The 20662-nt window shown below is 65.7% G+C and carries 16 protein-coding genes and 2 pseudogenes; 9 read left to right on the plus strand and 9 right to left on the minus strand.

Going from position 1 to position 20662, the window contains the following annotated elements:
• Window positions 1–100: 100 nt before the first annotated feature.
• A complete protein-coding gene (locus I6F38_RS28850; RefSeq protein ID WP_225162761.1) occupies window positions 101–1861 on the plus strand; it encodes a chloride channel protein in 1761 nt (586 codons plus the stop codon).
• Between the two features lie 213 nt (window positions 1862–2074).
• Here the strand turns inward: I6F38_RS28850 and I6F38_RS28855 are convergent, their stop codons facing one another.
• The 6 genes and pseudogenes from I6F38_RS28855 to I6F38_RS28880 form a co-directional block, all read right to left on the minus strand.
• The gene (locus tag I6F38_RS28855; protein WP_225162762.1) at window positions 2075–3052 is read right to left on the minus strand and encodes a peptidyl-alpha-hydroxyglycine alpha-amidating lyase family protein; all 978 of its coding nucleotides are present in this window, start codon (window positions 3050–3052) and stop codon (window positions 2075–2077) included.
• 106 nt (window positions 3053–3158) lie between these two features.
• Window positions 3159–4946 (minus strand): NAD(P)/FAD-dependent oxidoreductase, encoded by a 1788-nt coding sequence (locus I6F38_RS28860; protein ID WP_225162763.1) that lies wholly within the window; start codon window positions 4944–4946, stop codon window positions 3159–3161.
• A 111-nt stretch (window positions 4947–5057) separates the two neighbouring features.
• A pseudogene (locus tag I6F38_RS28865) lies at window positions 5058–6142 on the minus strand (DUF2855 family protein).
• Between the two features lie 105 nt (window positions 6143–6247).
• A pseudogene (locus tag I6F38_RS28870) lies at window positions 6248–7764 on the minus strand (acyl-CoA synthetase).
• A gap of 15 nt (window positions 7765–7779) precedes the next feature.
• Window positions 7780–8970, minus strand: coding sequence for an ABC transporter substrate-binding protein (locus I6F38_RS28875; RefSeq protein WP_225162764.1), 1191 nt, complete (start codon window positions 8968–8970; stop codon window positions 7780–7782).
• Window positions 8971–8999: 29 nt separating this feature from the next.
• Window positions 9000–9971: a nitronate monooxygenase family protein gene (locus I6F38_RS28880; protein WP_225162765.1), complete on the minus strand. Its 972-nt coding sequence runs from the start codon at window positions 9969–9971 to the stop codon at window positions 9000–9002.
• Between the two features lie 179 nt (window positions 9972–10150).
• Between I6F38_RS28880 and I6F38_RS28885 the strand changes: the two genes are divergently transcribed.
• Complete coding sequence (locus I6F38_RS28885; RefSeq protein ID WP_225162766.1) at window positions 10151–11038, plus strand: LysR family transcriptional regulator; 888 nt, start codon at window positions 10151–10153, stop codon at window positions 11036–11038.
• A 9-nt stretch (window positions 11039–11047) separates the two neighbouring features.
• Here the strand turns inward: I6F38_RS28885 and I6F38_RS28890 are convergent, their stop codons facing one another.
• Together I6F38_RS28890 and I6F38_RS28895 are read right to left on the minus strand one after the other, a co-directional pair.
• Window positions 11048–12610: a glycosyl hydrolase family 17 protein gene (locus I6F38_RS28890; protein ID WP_225162780.1), complete on the minus strand. Its 1563-nt coding sequence runs from the start codon at window positions 12608–12610 to the stop codon at window positions 11048–11050.
• A 166-nt stretch (window positions 12611–12776) separates the two neighbouring features.
• Window positions 12777–13430 (minus strand): DNA-3-methyladenine glycosylase 2 family protein, encoded by a 654-nt coding sequence (locus I6F38_RS28895; RefSeq protein WP_225162781.1) that lies wholly within the window; start codon window positions 13428–13430, stop codon window positions 12777–12779.
• A gap of 133 nt (window positions 13431–13563) precedes the next feature.
• Here I6F38_RS28895 and gluQRS point away from each other — a divergent pair, with 133 nt between their 5' ends.
• Both gluQRS and I6F38_RS28905 read left to right on the plus strand, forming a co-directional pair.
• Window positions 13564–14433 carry a tRNA glutamyl-Q(34) synthetase GluQRS gene (gene gluQRS, locus I6F38_RS28900; protein WP_225162767.1) on the plus strand — a complete coding sequence of 290 codons (870 nt, stop codon included), beginning with the start codon at window positions 13564–13566 and terminating at the stop codon, window positions 14431–14433.
• A gap of 116 nt (window positions 14434–14549) precedes the next feature.
• Window positions 14550–15911 (plus strand): ATP-binding protein, encoded by a 1362-nt coding sequence (locus I6F38_RS28905; protein WP_225162768.1) that lies wholly within the window; start codon window positions 14550–14552, stop codon window positions 15909–15911.
• Here I6F38_RS28905 and I6F38_RS28910 read toward each other — a convergent pair.
• Window positions 15838–16731, minus strand: a complete 894-nt coding sequence (locus I6F38_RS28910) for a YihY/virulence factor BrkB family protein (protein WP_225162769.1) — start codon at window positions 16729–16731, stop codon at window positions 15838–15840. The two genes, I6F38_RS28905 and I6F38_RS28910, sit on opposite strands and share 74 nt — an antisense overlap.
• A gap of 133 nt (window positions 16732–16864) precedes the next feature.
• On the opposite strand from I6F38_RS28910, the gene I6F38_RS28915 reads away from it, so the two are divergent.
• The 5 genes from I6F38_RS28915 (at window position 16865) to I6F38_RS28935 (ending at window position 20658) form a co-directional block, all read left to right on the plus strand.
• The gene (locus tag I6F38_RS28915) at window positions 16865–17059 is read left to right on the plus strand and encodes a twin transmembrane helix small protein (RefSeq protein WP_028340366.1); all 195 of its coding nucleotides are present in this window, start codon (window positions 16865–16867) and stop codon (window positions 17057–17059) included.
• Between the two features lie 79 nt (window positions 17060–17138).
• Window positions 17139–17711, plus strand: coding sequence for a cob(I)yrinic acid a,c-diamide adenosyltransferase (locus tag I6F38_RS28920; protein WP_225162770.1), 573 nt, complete (start codon window positions 17139–17141; stop codon window positions 17709–17711).
• A gap of 117 nt (window positions 17712–17828) precedes the next feature.
• On the plus strand, window positions 17829–18578 hold the full coding sequence (locus tag I6F38_RS28925) for an electron transfer flavoprotein subunit beta/FixA family protein (protein WP_016845285.1): 750 nt from the start codon (window positions 17829–17831) through the stop codon (window positions 18576–18578).
• Window positions 18578–19528, plus strand: a complete 951-nt coding sequence (locus I6F38_RS28930; RefSeq protein ID WP_225162771.1) for an FAD-binding protein — start codon at window positions 18578–18580, stop codon at window positions 19526–19528. Before I6F38_RS28925 ends, I6F38_RS28930 begins: the two co-directional genes overlap by 1 nt.
• A gap of 248 nt (window positions 19529–19776) precedes the next feature.
• Window positions 19777–20658 (plus strand): 3-hydroxybutyryl-CoA dehydrogenase, encoded by an 882-nt coding sequence (locus I6F38_RS28935; protein ID WP_225162772.1) that lies wholly within the window; start codon window positions 19777–19779, stop codon window positions 20656–20658.
• Window positions 20659–20662 lie beyond the last annotated feature (4 nt).

Below are 20662 nucleotides of genomic sequence, written 5' to 3' on the forward strand. Positions count from 1 at the left end.
ATCCGCCGCGCCCTGCCATGTTCCTGCCCCGATTGCCTCCCGCCCGCGAGGCCCGTAAAGGGAGCCGCAAGGCCCTGTCGGCCAGTGACGGACCCTGCCGATGACCACGACCTCAAGCTATCTCGAGGCGCCGCGCCGGTTGCGCGCGTTCGTGCGCGCGCACGAGACGAGCCTTGTGGTGCTGGCGGTGCTGATCGGCGCCATTGGCGGCCTCGTGGTGGCGGTCATGAGCAGCCTCGTCACGGTGCTGCATTCGGTGCTGTTCAATCTGCCGCTCGGCGACCGGTTGTCGAGCCAGCCCAGCATTGATCCCGTGCGCGCGCTCGTGGTTCCCACGATCGGCGGCCTGTTGCTGGGATTTGCGTTCCTTCTGTTGCTCCGGGTCCGGCCGGCCCGCGAAATCGACCCGATCGAGGCCAACGCGCTTTATGGCGGGCGGATGTCGTTCCGCGGCAGCGTGATCGTGTCGCTGCAGACGATCTGGTCAAGCGGCGTCGGTGGCTCGGTCGGGCTCGAGGCCGGCTACACCCAGCTCTCCAGCGGCCTCGCCGCCTCGCTCGGGCGCGGCTTTCACCTCCGCCGCAACGACCAGCGAATCATGGTGGGCTGCGGCGCGGCGGCGGCGATCGCCGGCGCCTTCAGCGCGCCGCTTGCGGGCGCGTTCTACGCTTTCGAACTTGTGATCGGCGGCTATACGCCGGCCAGCCTGACCCCGGTCGGCGTGGCGGCGGTGACCGGCTACTTCGTCGCTCATGCCTTCGAGCCGCTGCCGCTCGGCGTCGGCGTCGGAACCGTCGGCGATGTGCTCGGGCGGGATCTTGCGATTGCCGCGCTGCTCGGCATGGTCGCGGCCCTGACCGGCATTGCGATCATGCGCGGGGTGACGCTGTGCGAGGCGCTGCTGACCAAGAGCCGGCTCTGGCCGCCGCTGCGGCCGGCGCTCGGCGGGCTTGCAGTCGGCGCGATGGCCCTTTTGACACCGCAGGTGATGTCGTCGGGCCACGGCGCGCTGCGCTTTGCCGGCATCGTGGCGATGCCGCTTGCCTTCATCGCCGGCGTGTTCGCGCTGAAGGCGGTTGCGTCGATCGTTTCGCTCGGCTCGGGCTTCCGCGGGGGATTGTTCTTCGCCACGCTGTTCATGGGCGCGCTCGGCGGCCGGCTGTTCGCCGCCGGCGTCGACATCGCGTGGCCGGGGCTGAACCTCGACCCCAATGCCTATGCGGTGATCGGCATGAGCGCGCTGTCGGCCTCGGTGATCGGCGGCCCGCTCACGATGTCGTTCATCGCGCTGGAATCCACCGGCAACCTCTGGCTCACCACCGCGGTGCTGGTCGCGGTCATCATCTCGACCACGATCACGCGCGAGCTGTTCGGCTACTCGTTCGCGACCTGGCGTTTGCATCTGCGCGGCGAGACCATCCGCAGCGCCGCCGATATCGGCTGGATCCGCGATCTCACGGTCGGCAAGATGATGCGGCAGGACATGACGACGGTGAACGCCGCGATGCCGATCGAAGCGTTCCGCGAGGAATTCCCCCCGGGCTCGAAGACCCAGGTCGTCGCGGTCGACGGCGAGGGGCATTACGCCGGGCTTGCGCTGGTCGCCGAAGCGCACGCGCCGGATCTCGAGGCCGACAAGGGGCTTGCTGCCATCTTGCGTTACGCCGACGTGGTGCTGCATCCCGGCATGAACGTGCAGGAGGCGATCGCGGTGTTCGACGCGGCCGAAGCGGAATCGCTCGCCGTGGTCGAAGGCGACGGCGACCGCCGGCCGATCGGCCTGCTCACCGAAGCGCACGCCATGCGGCGCTATGCGGAAGAATCCGAGCAGCGCCGCCGCGAGGTGATCGGCGAGATTTGATTGCGGGAGTGAGGCCACGGCGTCGGGCATCAAGCGGGATTGATCTCAGTCGCGGCGCTGCCTGACCCGTCATCCCCGCGCAAAGGCTTCGCCTTTGTCGCTGGGGAAGCCGCGAAGCGGCGTCTCGAAGGATGCACGGCCACCGGCCGGGCCGTCGACCCTTCGAGACGCGCGCGATGCGCGCTCCTCAGGGTGACGGTGATGGAGCGGAGTTCAGGTCCGAATCCGCTCCAGCTTCTGCAAACATCGCGTCACACGCACCGCGGCTGGCATCTCGGTGTCGGGAAAGCTGGTCTTCCAGTCGGTGACGCCGACCTCGCCGACATAGATGTCGCCGCGGGAATCCAGCGCGATGCCGTGCGGCGCCAGGAATTTGCCGGTCTCGACGCCGGGGCCTTGCTCGCCGCCGAGGCGCGCGATGCGCTGACCGGTGTGATCCACGATCGACAGCCTCGGGCCGAGATTGGGCACCTTGCGATTCACCGCCATGCCGGGGCCGAGCTCGCCGATCACGAAGTTCGGCTGCTTGCCGCCGCCGCAGCAGCACAGCGCGCAGGGCCGGTGCAGGTTGTTCCACTGCGTCTCGTATTTACCGTTGCCGTCGAACACCTGGACGCGGTGGTTCTCGCGGTCGGCGACATAGACCCAGCCATCGGCGTCGGTCGCGATGTTGTGCACGATGTTGAACTGGCCGGGGTCGGTGCCGGGCTCGCCCCAGGTTTTGATCAGCTTGCCATCCGGCGTGTATTTGTGGACGCAGGCATTGCCGTAGCCATCGGAGACATAGATCTCGCCCTTCGGCGACAGCGCGGTATGGGTGCAGCGGTGGAACGGCTCGCCGCTCATGAACGGCGCCGGCTTGTTCGGGATGCCGATCGTCAGCAGCACCTTGCCGTCGGTCGAGTATTTGCGCACGGTGTGGTCGCCGTCATCGGTGCAATAGAGATTGTCGTCGGCGTCGATATGCAGGCCGTGGGCACGCGAGAACAGGCCTTCGCCCCAGCTCTTCATGAAATTCCCCTCGCGGTCGAGCACCACCATCGGATGGTCGCCGCGGTTGAAAACGTAGACGCGGTCCTTGCTGTCGACCGCGACGGAGGCAACATCGGTCAGGCTCCAGCCGTCGGGGAGTTTTGCGAAGTTCTCCACCACGCGATAGCGGTGTTCGCCGGTGCCGAGGGTGGTTGGCATAAGATGTCTCCCCAAGATCGTCATTCCGGAGCGATGCGCAGCATCGAACCCGAAATCTCGAGGTTCCGGGTCTGCGCTTCGCGCATCCCGGAACGACGGCAGGTTTCTACGAAAAATCCGCCTGTGGCCCGACGTCGCGCGGCAACAGGCCTTCCTCGATCGCCTTGATCTGCAATGCGAGATAGCGCGAGTTGATCCGGCATTGCGCGAGGCTGCCGGCGATGAACCAGAGGCCGGGCTGCGGCGTGCGGGTGTACATGTTGCGCAGCTCCTGGCCGTCGCCAAAGCCCCAGATCGGGCCGACACGCGCGGCCATGGCCTCGCCGAACAGCTTCTTCACCAGCTCTTCCTGCGGCCGGTAGCCGGTCGCGAGCACGATCAGGTCGGCCTCAACCGTCTCGCCGTTCTTCAACCGCGCGCCCTCGCTGACCAAGGTGTCGATGTCGGTGAATTGCTGCAGGGCGACCGCGCCGCTCGCGACCAGATCGGAGCAGCCGACATTGAAGTAATAGCCGCCGCCGCGGGTCAGGTATTTGAACTGCCAGCCGGTGCCGCCATCGCCGAAATCAAGCTTGAAGCCTTTGCGCGCGAGGCCGTCGAGCAGCGGCTTGTCGAGCTCTTTCGACTGCTCGGTCATCAGCACATGGCTGTGTTTGGCGAGCGCGAGCGGCATCGAGGTTGCAATCAGATCATTGTCCTCGAGCGTACCTTCATTGTAGGCGGCATAGGCCAGCTGCGCCGACGGCTCGATATTGGTGATCAGCGTCGAGGAGCGCTGCACCAGCGTGACCTCGGCGCCCGAGGAATGAAGGTCCTGCGCGATGTCGTGGCCGCTGTTGCCGGTACCGATCACCAGCGCGCGCTTGCCGGTCCAGTTCTCGCCGTCCTCGTAGCGGCTGGAATGCATCACCTTGCCGCCAAAATCTTTCAAACCCGGGATATCGGGCAGATTGGGGATGCCGCTGACGCCGGTTGCCATCACGACATGGCGCGGCTGCATCTTGCGGGTCGTGCCGTCGGCGCAGCGCAACTCGACGGTCCAACGCCCCGTTGCGTCGTCATAGCTGCCGCCGACAAATTCCGTGCCGGTCCAGAAGTTCAGCTCCATCGCATCAACATAGGATTCGAACCAGTTGGCGAGCTTGTCCTTCGGGATGTAGGTCGGCCAGTTCGGCGGGAATGGCATGTAGGGCAAATGATTGACCTGTACCTGGTTGTGCAGGGTCAGCGCGTGATAGCGCTTGCGCCAGTTGTCGCCGACGCGCGCCTCGCGGTCGACGATCAGCGCGTCGATCTTGAGCTGCTGCAGCCGCGCGGCGATCGCAAGCCCGGCCTGTCCGCCGCCGACCACCAGCACATCAGGGTTGCGGTCGGCATATTCGGCGGATGCCTTGCGCAGGTCGAGCCAGTTGGGGCCGCGGAAGTCGCGCGAATAGGACTGCCCGCGCGGCCTGGTGTGGCCCTGCTGCTCCTCAAGACCCTTCAGCTCCTCGAGCGCCGTCAGCAAGGTCCAGGCCTTCAGGCGATCGTCGTCGGCGGCATCGGGGACCAGCCGCACGATGCCGTGGCCGCGGCCAACCGCCGTCTCGAATTTGAAGATTGCCTCGATCGCATGGGTACCGGCGCGCGTCACCCGGCGCGGCGCCGCGCGCTCGGCATCGATGCGGAAGTCATGTGGCGCGCTGCGGCGCGCATGCGCCGGCAGCTCCTCGATGATTGCGAAGGCCCGATTGACGGTCTGGATGTTCCAGCTCAGCGCCAGCACGTCGCGCCAGTAGCTGTCGGGATGGAACAGCGGCTTCAGCAGCACATCGTCGGGGCTGGCCAGCGCATCTTCGAACTGCACAAGCCAATTGTCGGCGGCGACCGAAATATCGTCCGTCTTGTCGAGCATTGAGCGTTTCTCGTCATCGGCCGCCTTGCTGACGTTTTCTTGGCGGCGTTCCCTTTCCGCAAAGCCTATACCTATTCGAAGGCACGCAGAAAGGGCGCGACGGGATAGCGCCTATTCGGCCAGCGAGAGGATCAGGCCTTGATCCGGCGGAACGCGGCCTTGCAGGGTATCGAGATAGGCCTCGCGCACCGCGGCCGGGCCGCGCCGCTCGACCACATCAAGCCATTTCGGCAGATGCGGCACGAGCTCGGCCCAGGCGGCGCCAAAACGCTGGTCGATGCCGCCCGGTCCCATTCCTTGGCGCGCTTGCGGATCTGGTCCGGGGCGAAGAACCATACCGGCTTGGCGCCGGGCAGCGTGGGCTCCTCCGCCTCGCTGGCGCGATGCGTCAGCCCGACCCGGCCGGAATAGACCATCTGCGCGCCGAAGTGCCGGTGCAGGGCCTCGCGGAGCGCACTGTTGCCGGCCATGTCGACATAGGCCGTCGGCTCGGCCGACGGCATAGCAGTGACCTGATCATAAGTGACGACCTCGTCGTAGCAGCCGAGCGAGCTGACGAAATCGACATTGCCCCTGGAGGTCAGCCCGATCACCGGGATACCCCGCTTGTGCACGAGATGGGCGAGCCCGAACGCGGTCTTGCTCGAGGCCGACGACAGGATGACGCGGCGTGCGCCGTAGAACGCATTCTCGGCCAGGAAGTCGTCGACCAGGAACGACAGCATGAACAGCGGCAGCATCAGCGCGCGGAAATCGCCCTGCTGGCGCGCATAGGTCGGATCGCCGGAGACGCGGGCGTAAGCGTTGTAGACCGGCGAGACCTCCTGCCGGTGCGCGGCGCCGTCGCGCAGGCCGCGCTTGCTGACGTCGGTAGCCTCGATCACCAGATGGGTCGCCATCGGGAAATAGCCGAACAGCGTTTCGCCGGCTGCGATCATCGGATGTTTCGACACCAGCGCCTCGCCGAAGCCCCACACCGGGATGATGCCGTAGCCTTCGGGCGCCGGGAACAGCTGCCAGTATTTCAGCTGCTCGCCGATCACGGCATAGGTGATGTTGTTGGCGGTGAAGGCGAAGCGGGTCACCTTCACCAGCAGCGCATCGGCCGGCAGCGCCGCGCCGTCGGGCAACTGCGTCTCGATCACCTTGCATTGCTGCAGATCGTTGCGGATGACGATGAAGTCGGTCGAGTTCATGGCGGATGATCCGGGCGTTTGGTGCACCGGCATCGTTGCGTCGATCGCCGGCCTCTTGCAACAGCAACTAAGTTTCAAACGCCGTTCGCTTCGCCGTCACATCGCTCAGCCGAGCTGTCCTTCGCGGTAGAGGTCGCGCAGCTTGCGCTTGAAGATCTTGCCGGTGGCTTCCCGCGGCAGCGCTTCCATGAAGCGGATCTCCTTCGGTACCTTGAAATTGGCGAGCTTGTCGCGCAGGAAATCCTGGATCGCCGCAACCGAAAGCGTGCTGCCTGCTTCCGGCTCGACGCAGGCGAACAGCCGCTCGCCGTACTCGTCGTCGGGGACGCCGAACACCGCGCAGTCGCGGACGCCTGCCATGCCGATCAGGGCATTCTCGATCTCGGCGGGATAGATGTTGACGCCGCCCGAGATCACCATGTCGCGCTTGCGGTCGCACAGGAACAGATAGCCGTCCGCGTCGAGATAGCCGACATCGCCGACGCTGATCAGGCCGTCGTGATCGGCCTCGGCGCGCGCCTTGGCGTTGCCGTGATAGTCGAAGTCCGAGATCAACGTCTGACGCATGAAGATCTCGCCGGGCTCGCCGACGTCGCATTGCGTCCCGTCGGGCCGGAAGGTCTTGACGATGCCGCCTTCGATCGCGCGGCCGACGGTGCCGGGCTTGGCCAGCGCTTCGGCTGACGAATGCCAGACCGGGATGCCGGTCTCGGTCGAGCCAGATATTCGTTGATGACCGGCCCCCACCACTCGATCATCGCGCGCTTGACGTCGACGGGGCAGGGCGCCGCGCCGTGGACGATGAAGCGCAGCGACGACAGGTCGTAGCGGCGCCGCGTCTCCTCGGGCAGGCGCAGCAGCCGCACGAACATCGTCGGCACCATATGCATGTGGGTGACATGGTGGCGCTCGATCAGTTGCAGCAGATCCTCCGGATCGAAGCGCGGCTCGAGCACGATCACGCAGCCGTTGCGGAACGCGAGCATCCCGTAGGAGTGCGGCGCCGAATGATACATCGGGCCGTTCATCAGGATCACCTGATCCTCGTTCGGCTCGACGCCGTAGGTGATGGCACCGACCCGCGCGGCTGCCGCCTGCTGCTCGGGTCGCATCGGCTTGCGCTTGACGCCCTTCGGCAGTCCGGTGGTGCCCGAGGTGTAGAACATCGGCGCCGCGCCGATCGGTGCGTCGGTCAGTGGTTGGTGCGTCTCCCGCCAGACGTCCCAGTCGGTCATGCCGTCGGGCACGCGGGTGAGCGCCGGCGCCACGCCATAGGCCGCGGCGATCTCCGGCGGCGTCGTCACCACGAGCAGCTTGATTGCCGGCGGCAGCCCGTCGCGGATCTGCGGCAGCAGATCGGCGTGGCAGACCAGCGTATCGGCGCCGCTGTCGGACAGGATGTAGGCGACCTCGTCGGCCTTCAGATGCCAGTTGATCGGCACCACCGGGCTGCCGAGCGCGGCCGAAGCCGCGACCACCTCGAACAGCGCGAAATCGTTGCGCAGCATCATGCCGACCGGCTTGCCGCCCTGCACGCCGAGCGCCCGGAAGCCGCTGGCCGCCCGCGCGATGCGGGCGTGAATGTCGCCGTAGCTGATCTGTCTTTCGCCGCTGATGATCATGTCGCGCCTCGTCTTCTAGCGATCGTCCAGGATCTCGCCGAAGCTGATCCAGCTCTTGCCGTTGAACCGGCGCAGCCGCAACTGCTGGAACGGCAGGTAGTCGTCCGGCCCGGTCGATACCGTCATGCCCGGCAACAATAGCGGCAGCGGAACGTCGCGCAATGACGCCGCCTGGCGCATGATGTTTTCGCGGCTGAAATCGTTCTTGCAGGCCTTCAGCACGGCCATCAGCAGTGTCGCATAATGATAGCCCGCCGAGTAGTTCGAGTTGCTGAGGTCCGCATTGGGCAGGTACTGCTTCATGAAGGCAAGATAGTCCTTCACGGCGGGATCATCGGCCCATTGCGCGTCCATCGTGTCCTTCTGGTTGCTGGACGAGATCAGGCCGACCGCGTTCTCGAGCCCGGCGGGTTCCAGGAACGAGATCGACGACGCGGAGGTCGGTACGAAGAACAGGTCCGGCTTCCAGCCGATCTCGGCGACGCCCTTGATCATCTGTGGCGTGAACTTGCCGAGCACGACACCAAACAGCACATCGGCACCGGATGCCTTCAGTGTCGCAAGCTGCGAGCTGATGGTTGGCGCCGAGGTCTCGTAGCTCGCTTCCGCGACGATCATGCTCGCGGCCTTGCTGCCGAGCGCGCGCTTGAAGCCGGCGACATAGTCGCGGCCGAAATCGTCGTTCTGCGCAAGGATCGCGATCTTTGCGTCAGGCTTGGCCTGTAGCACGTACTTCGCATAGACCACGCCCTCGGATTCGTAAGACGCCATGCCCGGCATGGTCCACGGATAATTCTTCGGGTCGGCCCATTTGGTCGCGCCGCTCAGCACGAACAATTGCGGGATCTTCTTGGTGTTGAGATAGCGGTGCACGGCGTTGTTGGTAGCGGTGCCGAGCGAGCCGAACATCATCAGCACCTCCTCCTGCTCCACCAGCTTGCGCGTCTGCTCGACGGTCTTCGGCGGCGAATAGGCGTCGTCCAGAGTGATGAATTTCACCTGCCGGCCGTTGATACCGCCCTCTGCGTTGACCTTCGCGAAAAACGCTTCCTGGGCGCGGCCGATGGTGCCGAAGCCGGAGACCGGTCCGCTATAGGGCAGCGTCTGGCCGATCCGGATCGCTTCGTTGCCGTTGTCGGCGGCGGCCGTGCTGGCGATCGCGCAGACCGCGAGCGCGGCTGCCAGCGCGTGTTGCGCTCGTTTCATGGTTCACTCCCGGACTTTGTGAAACAGCGTCAGGCGCTGGCGCGCAGGAAGTCGCTGCGCGCCGCGGCGTACTCGGACTTGAGCCGCGCCACCAGTTCGGCGACCGGCGGGGCGTCGGTGATCTGGCCGATGCCCTGGCCCGAGCCCCAGATGTCGCGCCAGGCCTTGGCCTTCATGTTGCCGCCGGAGCCGAAGTTCATGCTGGATTTGTCGGCGACCGGCAGATTGCCCGGATCGAGGCCTGCAGCCGCGATCGATGGTCCGAGATAGTTGCCGTGCACGCCGGTGAACAGGTTCGAATAGATGATGTCGTGCGCGGCGTATTCGGTCAGCGCCTGCTTGTACCTGATATCCGCGTTGGCTTCCTCGGTCGCGATGAAGCGGGTGCCGATATAGGCGAGGTCGGCGCCGAGCGCGAGTGCGGATGCGATGCTCCAGCCGTCGGAGATCGCGCCCGACAGCAGGATCGTGCCCTTGAACCATTGCTTGACCTCGCGCACCAGCGCGAACGGCGACAGCGTGCCGGCATGGCCGCCGGCGCCGGCGCAGACCAGGATCAGGCCGTCGACGCCCTGCTCGGCGGCCTTGCGCGCGTGCTTTACATTGATGACGTCGTGGAACACCACGCCGCCATAGGAGTGCGCGGCCTCGACGATTTCGGACGGCGGGCGCAGCGAGGTGATGATCACGGGCACCTTGTGCTTCACGCAGGTTTCCATGTCGCGCATCAGGCGGTCGTTGGAGGCGTGGCAGATTTGGTTGACGGCGTAGGGCGCGACCTTCTGCTTCGGATGCAGCGCCTGGTACTCGCCGAGCTCGTTCTCGATCTGGGTCAGCCATTCGTCGAGCTTTTCGGCCGGGCGGGCGTTCAGCGCCGGGAACGAGCCGACGATGCCGGCCTTGCACTGCGCGATCACGAGCTCGGGCCCCGAGACGATGAACAGCGGGGAGCCGACGACCGGCAGTTCAAGCTTGTTGGCGAGCGAAGCGGGCAGCGACATTTTCGGATCCTCCATGCGCGTCGCCCGGCCGGCGGTCGGGGCGGATCGCGATTTGTTATGATGACTGGAGCGGCGGCTCTCTTGGCGCGGCAATATAAGGCTGGACGGCTCGGTCATGGCGTTCAATATTGAACATCGGATCGACCAGAAATGAACGATGTCGCAGAAAGGGGAGCGGCATGGACTGGGAGCTTTGCAAGACATTCGTCGCGGTGGCGGAGACACGCAGCCTTGCCGGGGCGGCACGGCGGCTGCGCATCAGCCATCCTACCGTCGGCCGCAACGTCGCGGCGCTCGAGCAGCAACTCGGCACCCGCCTGTTCGCGCGTTCCAATGACGGTCTGTCGCTGACATCGCAGGGCCGCAAATTCCGCGAGCATGCCGAAGCGATGGCCGCGGCGGCCTTGCGCGCGGAGGCGGCCGCGTCCGCTACCGGCGGGCAGGCGCGCGGCGTCGTGAAGCTGTCGATCGGCGCGACGCTGGCCGCGCATTGGCTGATGCCGCGCCTCGGCCCGTTCCTGCGCGATCACGCCAACATCCAGCTCGAGATCATCACCCACCCGTTCCCGGCCAGCGTGCGCCGCCGCGAAGCCGACGTGGTGCTACGGCCGGTCGATGCGGGTGAGGAGAACCTGATCGGGCGCAAGATCGGGCGGCTCGGCACCGGCTTCTACGCTTCCCGCGACTATACGGCAGGCCGCAAGCTGCCGGAGCGGCGGGACGAGTGGCGGGGCCACCATGTGATCGGCTTTGCCGACCAGGCCTCGAACGCGCATCTGGCGCGCTGGAGCGACGTCATCACCCGGCAGGGCACGCTGGTGATGCGCTGTTCCTCGCAGGGCGACATGCTCGCGGCCGCGCGGGCCGGGCTCGGGATTTGCGCGCTGTCCTGCCTGGTCGGGGCCGACTACCCCGATCTGGTGCGGGTCGCGCCGCAAAAGCTCTCGAGCCTTTCCGATCTCTGGCTGCTCGCCCATCCCGATCTGGTCGAGCTTCCCGCAGTGCGCGCCGTCATCGGCTTCGTCACCGACTGCGCGCGCGAGGACCGCGTCAGGCTGCGCGGCTAGAGCGCGTTGTCAGGCACGCGCCCGCAACAGCGTCACCGCGAGCAGAAGGAAGGCCGCGCAGGTCCACAGCGACTGCCAGTTCTCCGCCCCTTCGTTGAATCCTGTGTAGATCGCCGTTGCAATGAAAATGCCGGCAAAGATCGACTCCGCCAGTGGTCGGATTCCCTTGGTGGGAGGATTGAGCAGCGTCACGGCCGCAAAGGGCACCGCCGCCATGGTGAGAGGCGCGAAAGGAAAATCGATGAAGCGCGGATCGAACACGAGACCGATTGCGGTCGCCGTGCCGATCACGACGGTGATCATCAAGGCCAGTCCCTGCAGGCTCGCCAGCACCGATTCAGTGTGGTGGCCCTTCGGACCCAACACTTCGAAAAAGCTGGGCGGTGCGCGGCCCGACATCAGGGCGTTGGCACTCAACACCGGCGAAGCCGTGGCCGCCACCAGCAGCGAGCCCCACACAAGCCAGCCTCCCGTTCCGTAGCTTTCATAGACCATTCTTTGCTCGGCGACGCCAAACAGGATTCCAGCCGTGGTCGCCGATAGCGCGACCGCAAGCCATGACACGGATGCGGGTTTTCTCGGCTTGCGGCGCAAGGTCAGCCATGCCGCACCGAAGACCAGGATCGCCAAGGCCATTCCGCTGACCATTTGCAGCTTCCAGAGCGGAAAATTGCTGACCGGCTGGCCCGGCGGATATTTCGGCATGCGCTGCTCGGAATCGAACAGGCCCCAGGAGCCGCCGACTGTGCCCTCGATCTCCCGCTTCCATCCTTCGTCGTAGGCCTCGAACAGGTTGACGCGGAAATGCTCGCGCCGGGCAAGGTCGAGGACCTCCGAAACCACTCGCGCCTGATTGATACGCGACGGCAGCGCGGACTCGCGCATGCGCCCCTCGCTGGGCCAGCCGATTTCTCCGATAAAGATTTCCTTGCCTGGAAAAGCCGCGGCGATCTGCCGGCGCATCTCGTCGGCGTGAGCGGCGGCATCTTCCGCCCGGATTGGAACATTTTCCCAATAGGGCAGGATGTGAACCGTGACGAAGTCGACGGCGTCAGAAAGCTCGCGATTGCTCAGCCAGAATTCCCAGACGTCGGCGTAGGTGACGGGCACGGAGACCTGCGCCTTGATCGAGCGGATCGTGGCGGCAAGGTCGGAAGCCGACATTTCCTTGCGTAGCAAGACTTCGTTGCCGACCACGAGCGCGATGATGGTTTCCGGATATTCCTGGGCGAGGCGGATCGCGGTGGCGACCTGCGTTGCATTCTTCTTGCGGTCTCGATCGAGGAAGATGCCCTGGATGACCTTCAGCCCCGCCTTGGCCGCGAGTGCGGGAATCTGATCGAGACCAAGATCGGTCGCATAGGTGCGGATGCAGTCGGATATCTTCGCGAGTTGCGCGAGGTCTTCCGCGATCTGTTCCGGCGAGACCTGCGTCGCCGGCGAAAGCGATGTCTGATTGTTACGGAACGGCGCGTACGAGATGCATTGCACCTTGTCGCTCGGATCGATCGGCGCGCGCGGCAGGTCGACCGGGATGCCGAGCCACCACCACGCCGCGGCGATCGCGCCCAGGGATAACGAGAGAAGCGTCAGCGGGATACGGAGAGAAATCAGGTCCGTCTCCTTGCAATAAGGACGTGCTGCGCGTGCAAAATGGGCGAGGCCGGCAAATTGAAAAACTATATGTCTGCTGATTCTATATCACGCGATCACGCAGTTGGTGTGTTTTTCTCCACGACTACTTTGCACCGGCAATCACGCCCTCGCGATTTCTGAGCACGCGATAATACGCCCACCACAGATGCGCTGCGGCGCCGCGCAGCGGACGCCACGGCTCCGCAAGCGGCGCCATCTGCTTCGGCGTCGGCCTTTCCCTTAAGCCGAGCCCGACCTTGACCGCTTCCTGCACGGCGAGGTCGCCCGCGGGCCAGGCATCGCCATGGCCGAGGCAGAACAGCAGATAGACATCGGCGGTCCACGGGCCGATCCCGGGCAGCGCCGTCAGCGTGTTGTGCGCCGCATCGGCCTCCTCATTGGCAAGGACGTCGAGGTTCAGCCGCTCCTCGGCGAGCTCGCGCGCGATGTGCTTCAGCGTCTTGATCTTGGCCGCCGACAGCCCGAGCCGGCCGAGCCGGTCGGCCCGCGCCTTGCGGATCGCGTCATGGTGGAACGGGTCGAACGCCGTGCTGACGCGCCCCCAGATCGCCGCCGCACTCGCGGTCGAGAGCTGCTGGCCGCAGATGATCGCGGCAAGCCCGGCAAATCCGGGCTCGCGCTGCCGGATCGCCGGCATGCCGGTCAGCTCCAGGATCGGGCGCAGGCGGCGGTCCTGGTCGACCAGTTTGTGGATCGCGTCGTCGAGGTCGGCCTGGGTTTCGAGGTGAATCAGCATTTGCGGGGTCTGCATCGGCTTGTCAGGCGCGGGCTTGACCCGCGCATCGATCTCCTATCGTAACAGAGTCTTGTCCGGGCGCATGAACCAGAGTCGCCGGGGCAAGTCCGGCAATGACGCGTGACCGATCACCATGCCACCCGTTTTCCGCTTCGCGCCGAGTCCGAACGGCTACCTGCATCTCGGCCACGCTTATTCGGCGCTGCTCAACCACGACCTCGCGCGGCAGTCGGGCGGACGCTTGCTGCTGCGGATCGAGGACATCGACGCGACGCGCTGCCGGCCGGAATTCGAGCAGGCGATTTATGAGGATCTGGCCTGGCTCGGCATCGCCTGGGAGACCCCGGTGCGGCGGCAGTCCGAGCATTTCGGCGCCTATGGCGCGGCGCTCGACCGCCTGTCGGCCCAGCGGCTGGTCTACCCGAGCTTCGAAAGCCGGGCCGAGATCGCGCGGCTGGTCGCGGAGCGCGAGGCCGGCGGCGCGTGGCCGCGCGATCCGGACGGCGCGCCGCTTTATCCGGGGCTAGCCAAATCGCTGTCGGCCGAGGCGCGCGACCGGCTGATCGGGCAGGGCGTGCCGTTCGCGTTGCGGCTCGACATGGCCTCAGCCCGCGCGCACGCCGGCGAGCTGCGCTGGCAGGAAGCGGGCGAGGGGCCGGCTGGCGAGAGCGGAGACGTCGTGGCCCGGCCTGAGGCCTGGGGCGACGTGATCCTGGCGCGCAAGGAGACCCCAACCAGCTACCATCTCTCGGTCGTGATCGATGACGCCCTGCAGGGCGTTACCGATGTCGTCAGGGGAGTTGACCTGTTCTGGTCGACCAGCGTGCATCGGCTGTTGCAGGAACTGCTCGGCCTGCCCGTGCCAAACTACCGGCACCACCGGCTGATCCGAAACGCGGCCGGCCAAAAGCTGTCGAAATCGACCCAGGCGACCGGACTGCGCGAATTGCGGGCGGCTGGGGCGAGCCCGGCCGATATTCGCCGCCTGGTCGGTTTGCAGTAGATTTTGGCCATTTGATCGCATCATGGCGCTTTTGCGCAGACGCGCCGTAAACGCTGCCGTGACTCCGGCACGCCTGGCATGCCATGTTGTTGACCGGGGCGGGGATCACGGAGACCATGGCGTCAAAATCGCGCGCACGGCGCAGCAAGCGGCCATCCAAAAGGACGCCGCCGAAGACGCGCGCCGCCAAAACGCGTGCTGCCAAGACACGAACTGCCAAGACACGAACTGCCAAGGCAGGTGCCGCCAAGACGCGTACGGCCAAGGCCAGCGCCACCAAGGTGGCGGCCAGGCCGCGCCGCAAGCGGCCCTTACCAAAGCCGGCCCCGAAGGCCGGTCCCGGCATGGTCGATACTGCGCTTGCCGCCTTTGCCCATGAGGTGCGGACGCCGCTCACCGGAATCCTTGCGATCAGCAATCTGCTCGCGACATCCGATCTCGGTGAGCGCGAGCGGCGCTGGGTCGACACCATCAAGGCCGGCGCCGAACATCTGGCGAGCCTTGCGACCCTGTTCGTCGACGCCGCCCGGAGCGAGGGGCCGGGGCTCGAGATCCGGCAGGATTTCTTCGACCTGCGCACGCTGGCGCGCCACGCAGCCGATTCGCTGGCCGGCCGCGCGGCAGCCAAGGGGCTGCAAGCTTCCGTCGAGGTCTCCGACCAGCTGCCTGCCTTCGCGGTCGGCGATCCCGTCCGTCTGCGCGCGGCGCTGGAAAATCTGATCGACAACGCGGTGAAGTTCACCGAGCAGGGCAGCATCGAGCTGCGTATCGCGCCGGTGGGCGCGGCCAAGGGAAGGTCGGGCGACAAGATCGGCGTCGCGTTCGCGATCTCCGACAGCGGCATCGGCCTGACGCTATCGGAGGTCAAGCGCCTGTTCCGGCCGTTCTCGCAGGCCAACGTCTCGATCGCCGCGCGGTTCGGCGGCGCCGGGCTCGGCCTGTCCTCCGTCAGGCAGCTCGCGCGCGCCATGGGTGGCGACATCGTCGCGGACCGGCGCGCTGGCGGGGGCACCACCTTCACACTCAAGGTGGAGCTGGCGCCTGCCGAAGGGCCGGACGGCACCGGCTCCGGCGCGAGCGCGGCGGCGCTGATGTCGCAAGGGCTGCGGCTGCTCAGTGTCGAGGACAATCCGTTCGGCCGCGTCGTACTCAACACGATTCTGACCGAGCTCGGTCACCACGCCGAATTCGTCGGTCAGGGCGAGGCCGCGCCCGACCGGCTCGTGCAGGGCGCGTTCGATGCCGTGCTGATGGACATGGTGCTGCCCGGCATCGGCGGCATCGAGGCGATCAAGCGCATCCGCGGGCTGCCGCCGCCGCACGGCCGTATCGTGATTGTCGGGATTTCCGGCCGGGCCGAGGACGAAGCCGCGGCGCGCGCTGCCGGCGCCGACGGCTTCCTGGTCAAACCTGTGTCCCCGCGGGCGCTCGCGACTGCGCTGCATGAAGCGACACGCCGTGCGGTAGCCGCGACTTGATGATCGCCGCGTTCAGCTCGCCGCCGAACACGAAGATCGCGGCGATGAAATACAGGAACACCAGTGCGATCACCACCGAGGCCAGCCCCGCATACATCGTGACGTAGTTGTTGGCGAAGCGTGCGAGGTACATGCCGAAGCCGATGCCCGAGAGCAGCGAGGCCACCATGGTGAAGATGATGCCGGGCAGGATTTGCGTGAAGCTGCGCCGGCCCGCCGGCAGCCAGGCGTGCAGGATGAAAAGCGCGACGACCAGCGCCAGGATCGTGACGCCGTAACGGGCGGTGTTGAGCAGGCTCTCGTTCGATTCGACGAAGAACGGGATATAGCGCCGCGCCGCCTCGATGATCAGCGGTCCGAGCACGATCAGGAAAGCCATCGCGAGCGAGGTGAACGCCGCGACCAGCGTGTAGCCGATCGACTCCAGCCGCAGCCAGTACCAGCGCCGCGGCTCGATCACGGCGTAGGCGCGGTTCAGCGCCACCCGCAGCGCCTCGACGCCGTTGGAGGCGAAGTAGACCGCGAGCACCGCGCCGATGGTCAGGATGTCGCCGCGGGTGTTGGTCAGCACGTCGTGGATCTGGCCGGACAGCGCCTCGGCGACCTGTTGCGGCCAGACCTGCAGCATCAGCCCGACCGCCTGGTCGGCGAGTTGCTTGGAGCCGAAGAAGCCGGCCACCGAGGTCAGCACGATCAGGAACGGAAACAGCGCCATCAGCGTCGACAGCGCGATGTGGCTCGCGATCGCCCAGCCGTCGTCGGCGAGGAACGTGTAAAAGGCATCCATCACGACGTGGGTGACGTAACGAAGCTGCTTCACATTCCACCCGGCATTGTCGAAAACCGCTCGGCCCGAGAACGGACCCAGCATCTGATATTACGCGCTGAAAAGCCAGTTGGTTGCATGGCCGGGCTGTGTGGAAGTCCGCGTCCTGCGGTGTTATGTACCGCAAATGACATCTCTCCTCAGCACGATCATTCTTCCCATCGCCGTCGGCGCCGTCGCGCTGGTGCTCCTGCTCGGCCTCATCAACATGATGAAGGGGGGCTCGCCGAACACGTCGCAAAAGCTGATGCGGCTGCGCGTGCTGCTGCAGTTCGTCGCCATCGTCATCGCGATGCTCGCGGTCTGGGCGATGGGGCGTTAGGTGAGGTAGATTTGTCGGGCTATTCTCCACCTCTCCTGATCGGAGTGGTGGACTCGAACATCGAACACCGGAGCCTGCCATGGTTGTTCTCAATCGGATCTACACGCGCACCGGCGATGACGGCACCACCGCGCTCGGCTCCGGCGAGCGGCGGCCGAAATACGATCTGCGCATTGCCGCCTATGGCACGGTCGACGAGACCAATGCCGCGATCGGCGTGGTGCGGCTGCATCTTGCCGGCAGCCCCGAGGTCGATGCGATGCTCGGCCGGATCCAGAACGATCTGTTCGATCTCGGCGCCGACCTCGCGGTGCCCGAACGCGAGGGCAAGGCCGAACGTCTGCGGATGCTGGCAAGCCAGGTCGAGCGGCTCGAGCGCGATATCGACAGCCTGAATGACCAGCTCGCGCCGCTGACCTCGTTCGTGCTGCCCGGCGGCGCGCCTGCCTCTGCCTATCTGCATCTCGCCCGGACGATATGTCGCCGCGCGGAACGGATGATGGTGGAACTCGCCGCCCAACCCGACGAGCCGGTCAATCAGGCTGGCATCCAGTATATGAACCGGCTGTCGGATTTCCTGTTCGTTGCCAGCCGCTTCCAGAACAGTAAGGGAGCGGGAGACGTGTTGTGGGTGCCGGGCCAGAACCGCTAAACTGGTTCAAAACCGGGGGACGGTTTTTTGGCTTTGGCGCGTTGACCGGGAGAAACGGGACCTTTAGGTTCCGCGCCAGCCAACCGAAACCCATAAAATCAAAGCGAAAGAGGATCGATGAAGGTTCTTGTGCCGGTAAAGCGGGTCGTCGACTACAACGTCAAGGTCCGCGTCAAGAGTGACGGGACGGGCGTGGAGCTCGCCAACGTCAAGATGTCGATGAACCCGTTCGACGAAATCGCCGTCGAGGAAGCGCTGCGGCTGAAGGAAGCCGGCAAGGCGACCGAAGTGGTGGTGGTGTCGATCGGACCCGCGCAGGCCTCCGAGACCATTCGCACCGGACTTGCGATGGGCGCCGACCGCGGCATCCTGGTCAAGGCCGAAGGCAATGTCGAACCGCTCGCGGTTGCCAAGATCCTGAAGGCGGTGGTCGAGGCGGAGCAGCCCGGCCTCGTCATTCTCGGCAAGCAGGCGATCGACGACGACTCGAACCAGACCGGCCAGATGCTGGCCGCGCTGCTCGGCTGGTCGCAGGCGACCTTCGCCTCCAAGCTCGAGGTCGAAGGATCCGACTTCAAGGTGACCCGCGAAGTCGACGGCGGCCTTCAGACCATCAAGCTCAAGGGCCCGGCGATCGTCACCACCGACCTGCGCCTCAACGAGCCGCGCTATGCATCGCTGCCCAACATCATGAAGGCGAAGAAGAAGCCGATCGACGACAAGAGCGTCGCCGACTACGGCGTCGATGTGACGCCGCGTCTGGAAGTGCTGAAGACCGCGGAACCGGCAGGCCGCAAGGCGGGCGTCAAGGTCAAGGACGTCGCCGAACTCGTGAACAAGCTCAAGACCGAAGCCGGGGTTCTCTGATGACGACGCTGTTGATTGCTGAACACGACCACGAGACGCTGAAGGACGCGACCAACAAGGCGCTGACCGCGGCGAGCCAGCTCGGCGGCGATGTCCATGTGCTGGTTGCCGGTGGCGGCCAGGGCACCAAGGCGGCGGCGGAAGCAGCCGCCAAGCTTGCCGGCGTCACCAAGGTGCTGGTGGCCGAAGGCCCGGCCTATGAACACGACCTTGCCGAGCCGCTGGCCGCGCTGATCGTCGCGCTGGCGCCGAACTATGACGCGTTCGTCGCGCCCGCGACCTCGCGCTTCAAGAATGTGATGCCGCGCGTCGCGGCCTTGCTCGACGTCATGCAGGTCTCCGAGATCATCAAGGTCGTCGCCCCCGACACCTTCGAGCGGCCGATCTATGCCGGCAACGCGATCCAGACCGTGAAGTCGAAGGACGCCAAGAAGGTGATTACGGTGCGCACCTCGACCTTCGCCGCCGCCGGCGAAGGCGGCAGCGCTGCGATCGATAACGCCGCTGCGGCCGCCGATCCCGGCCTGTCGACGTTCGTCGGCGAGGAAGTCGCCAAGAGCGACCGTCCCGAGCTGACCTCGGCCAAGATCATCGTCTCGGGCGGCCGCGCCATGCAGAGCCGCGAGAACTTCGCCAAGTACATCGAGCCGCTCGCCGACAAGCTCGGCGCCGGCGTCGGCGCCTCGCGCGCCGCGGTCGATGCCGGCTATGCGCCGAACGACTGGCAGGTCGGCCAGACCGGCAAGGTGGTGGCTCCGGAACTTTATGTCGCGGTCGGCATCTCCGGCGCGATCCAGCATCTGGCCGGCATGAAGGACTCCAAGGTGATCGTCGCCATCAACAAGGATGAGGACGCGCCGATCTTCCAGGTCGCCGATTACGGCCTGGTCGCCGACCTCTACCAGGCGGTTCCGGAGCTCACCGAAGCGCTCGGCAAGCTCGGAAAGTAAGCGACAAGACACCGGCCGAGTGGGTAAGCTCCGGCCGGTGTTATTATTTTCGAGGCAATGATCCGGAAACGTTTTTCCGAAAGGATCATGCTCGACAGGGGAAAATGGGACCCGGGTGTGATGACCCGTCATCACATCATGGTCCCGGGAAACGTTTTCCGGCGGATTGGGCAACCCGGAAGGCTTTACTTCGGGTATCGTTGGAATTGGGCAGGCGCGATGTGCGCGCCGTTCCGGTGGATGACAAGATGACGGTGGCAATCAAAAAGGTCGGCGTGATCGGTTCGGGCCAGATGGGCAATGGCATTGCCCATGTGGCGGCGCTGGCCGGCTTCGACGTGGTGCTCAATGACGTGTCCGGCGACCGGCTGAAGTCGGCGCTGGCGACCATCAACGGCAATCTGACCCGGCAGGTCGCCAAGAAGGCGATCAGCGAGACCGACCGCAAGCAGGCGCTCGACCGCATCGCCTCCGCCGAGTCGCTCGACGCGCTCGCCGATTGCGATCTCGTGATCGAGACCGCGATCGAGAAGGAAGAGACCAAGCGCAAGATCTTCCACGAGGTCTGTGCGGTACTGAAGCCGGAGGCGATCGTCGCGACCAACTCGTCGTCGATCTCGATCACAAGGCTCGCCGCCTCGACCGACCGCCCGGAGAAATTCATCGGCATTCATTTCATGAATCCGGTGCCGGCGATGGAGCTGGTCGAGTTGATCCGCGGCATCGCCACCGACGACATGACCTTCGACACCGCCAAGGCGTTCGTCGCCAAGCTCGGCAAACAGGTCGCGGTGTCGGAAGATTTCCCCGCCTTCATCGTCAACCGCATCCTGCTGCCGATGATCAACGAGGCGATCTACACGCTGTATGAAGGCGTCGGTAACGTCGAGGCGATCGATGCCGCGATGAAGCTCGGCGCGCACCATCCGATGGGCCCGCTCGAGCTCGCCGATTTCATCGGCCTCGACACCTGCCTGTCGATCATGCAGGTGCTGCACGAGGGGCTGGCCGACTCCAAGTACCGGCCGTGTCCGCTGCTGGTGAAGTATGTCGAGGCCGGTTGGCTCGGACGCAAGAGCCAGCGCGGCTTCTACGACTATCGCGGCGACAAGCCGATCCCGACGCGGTAATCGT

The sequence above is a fragment of the Bradyrhizobium sp. BRP56 genome, from assembly GCF_020194035.1.
GTDB lineage: Bacteria > Pseudomonadota > Alphaproteobacteria > Rhizobiales > Xanthobacteraceae > Bradyrhizobium > Bradyrhizobium australafricanum.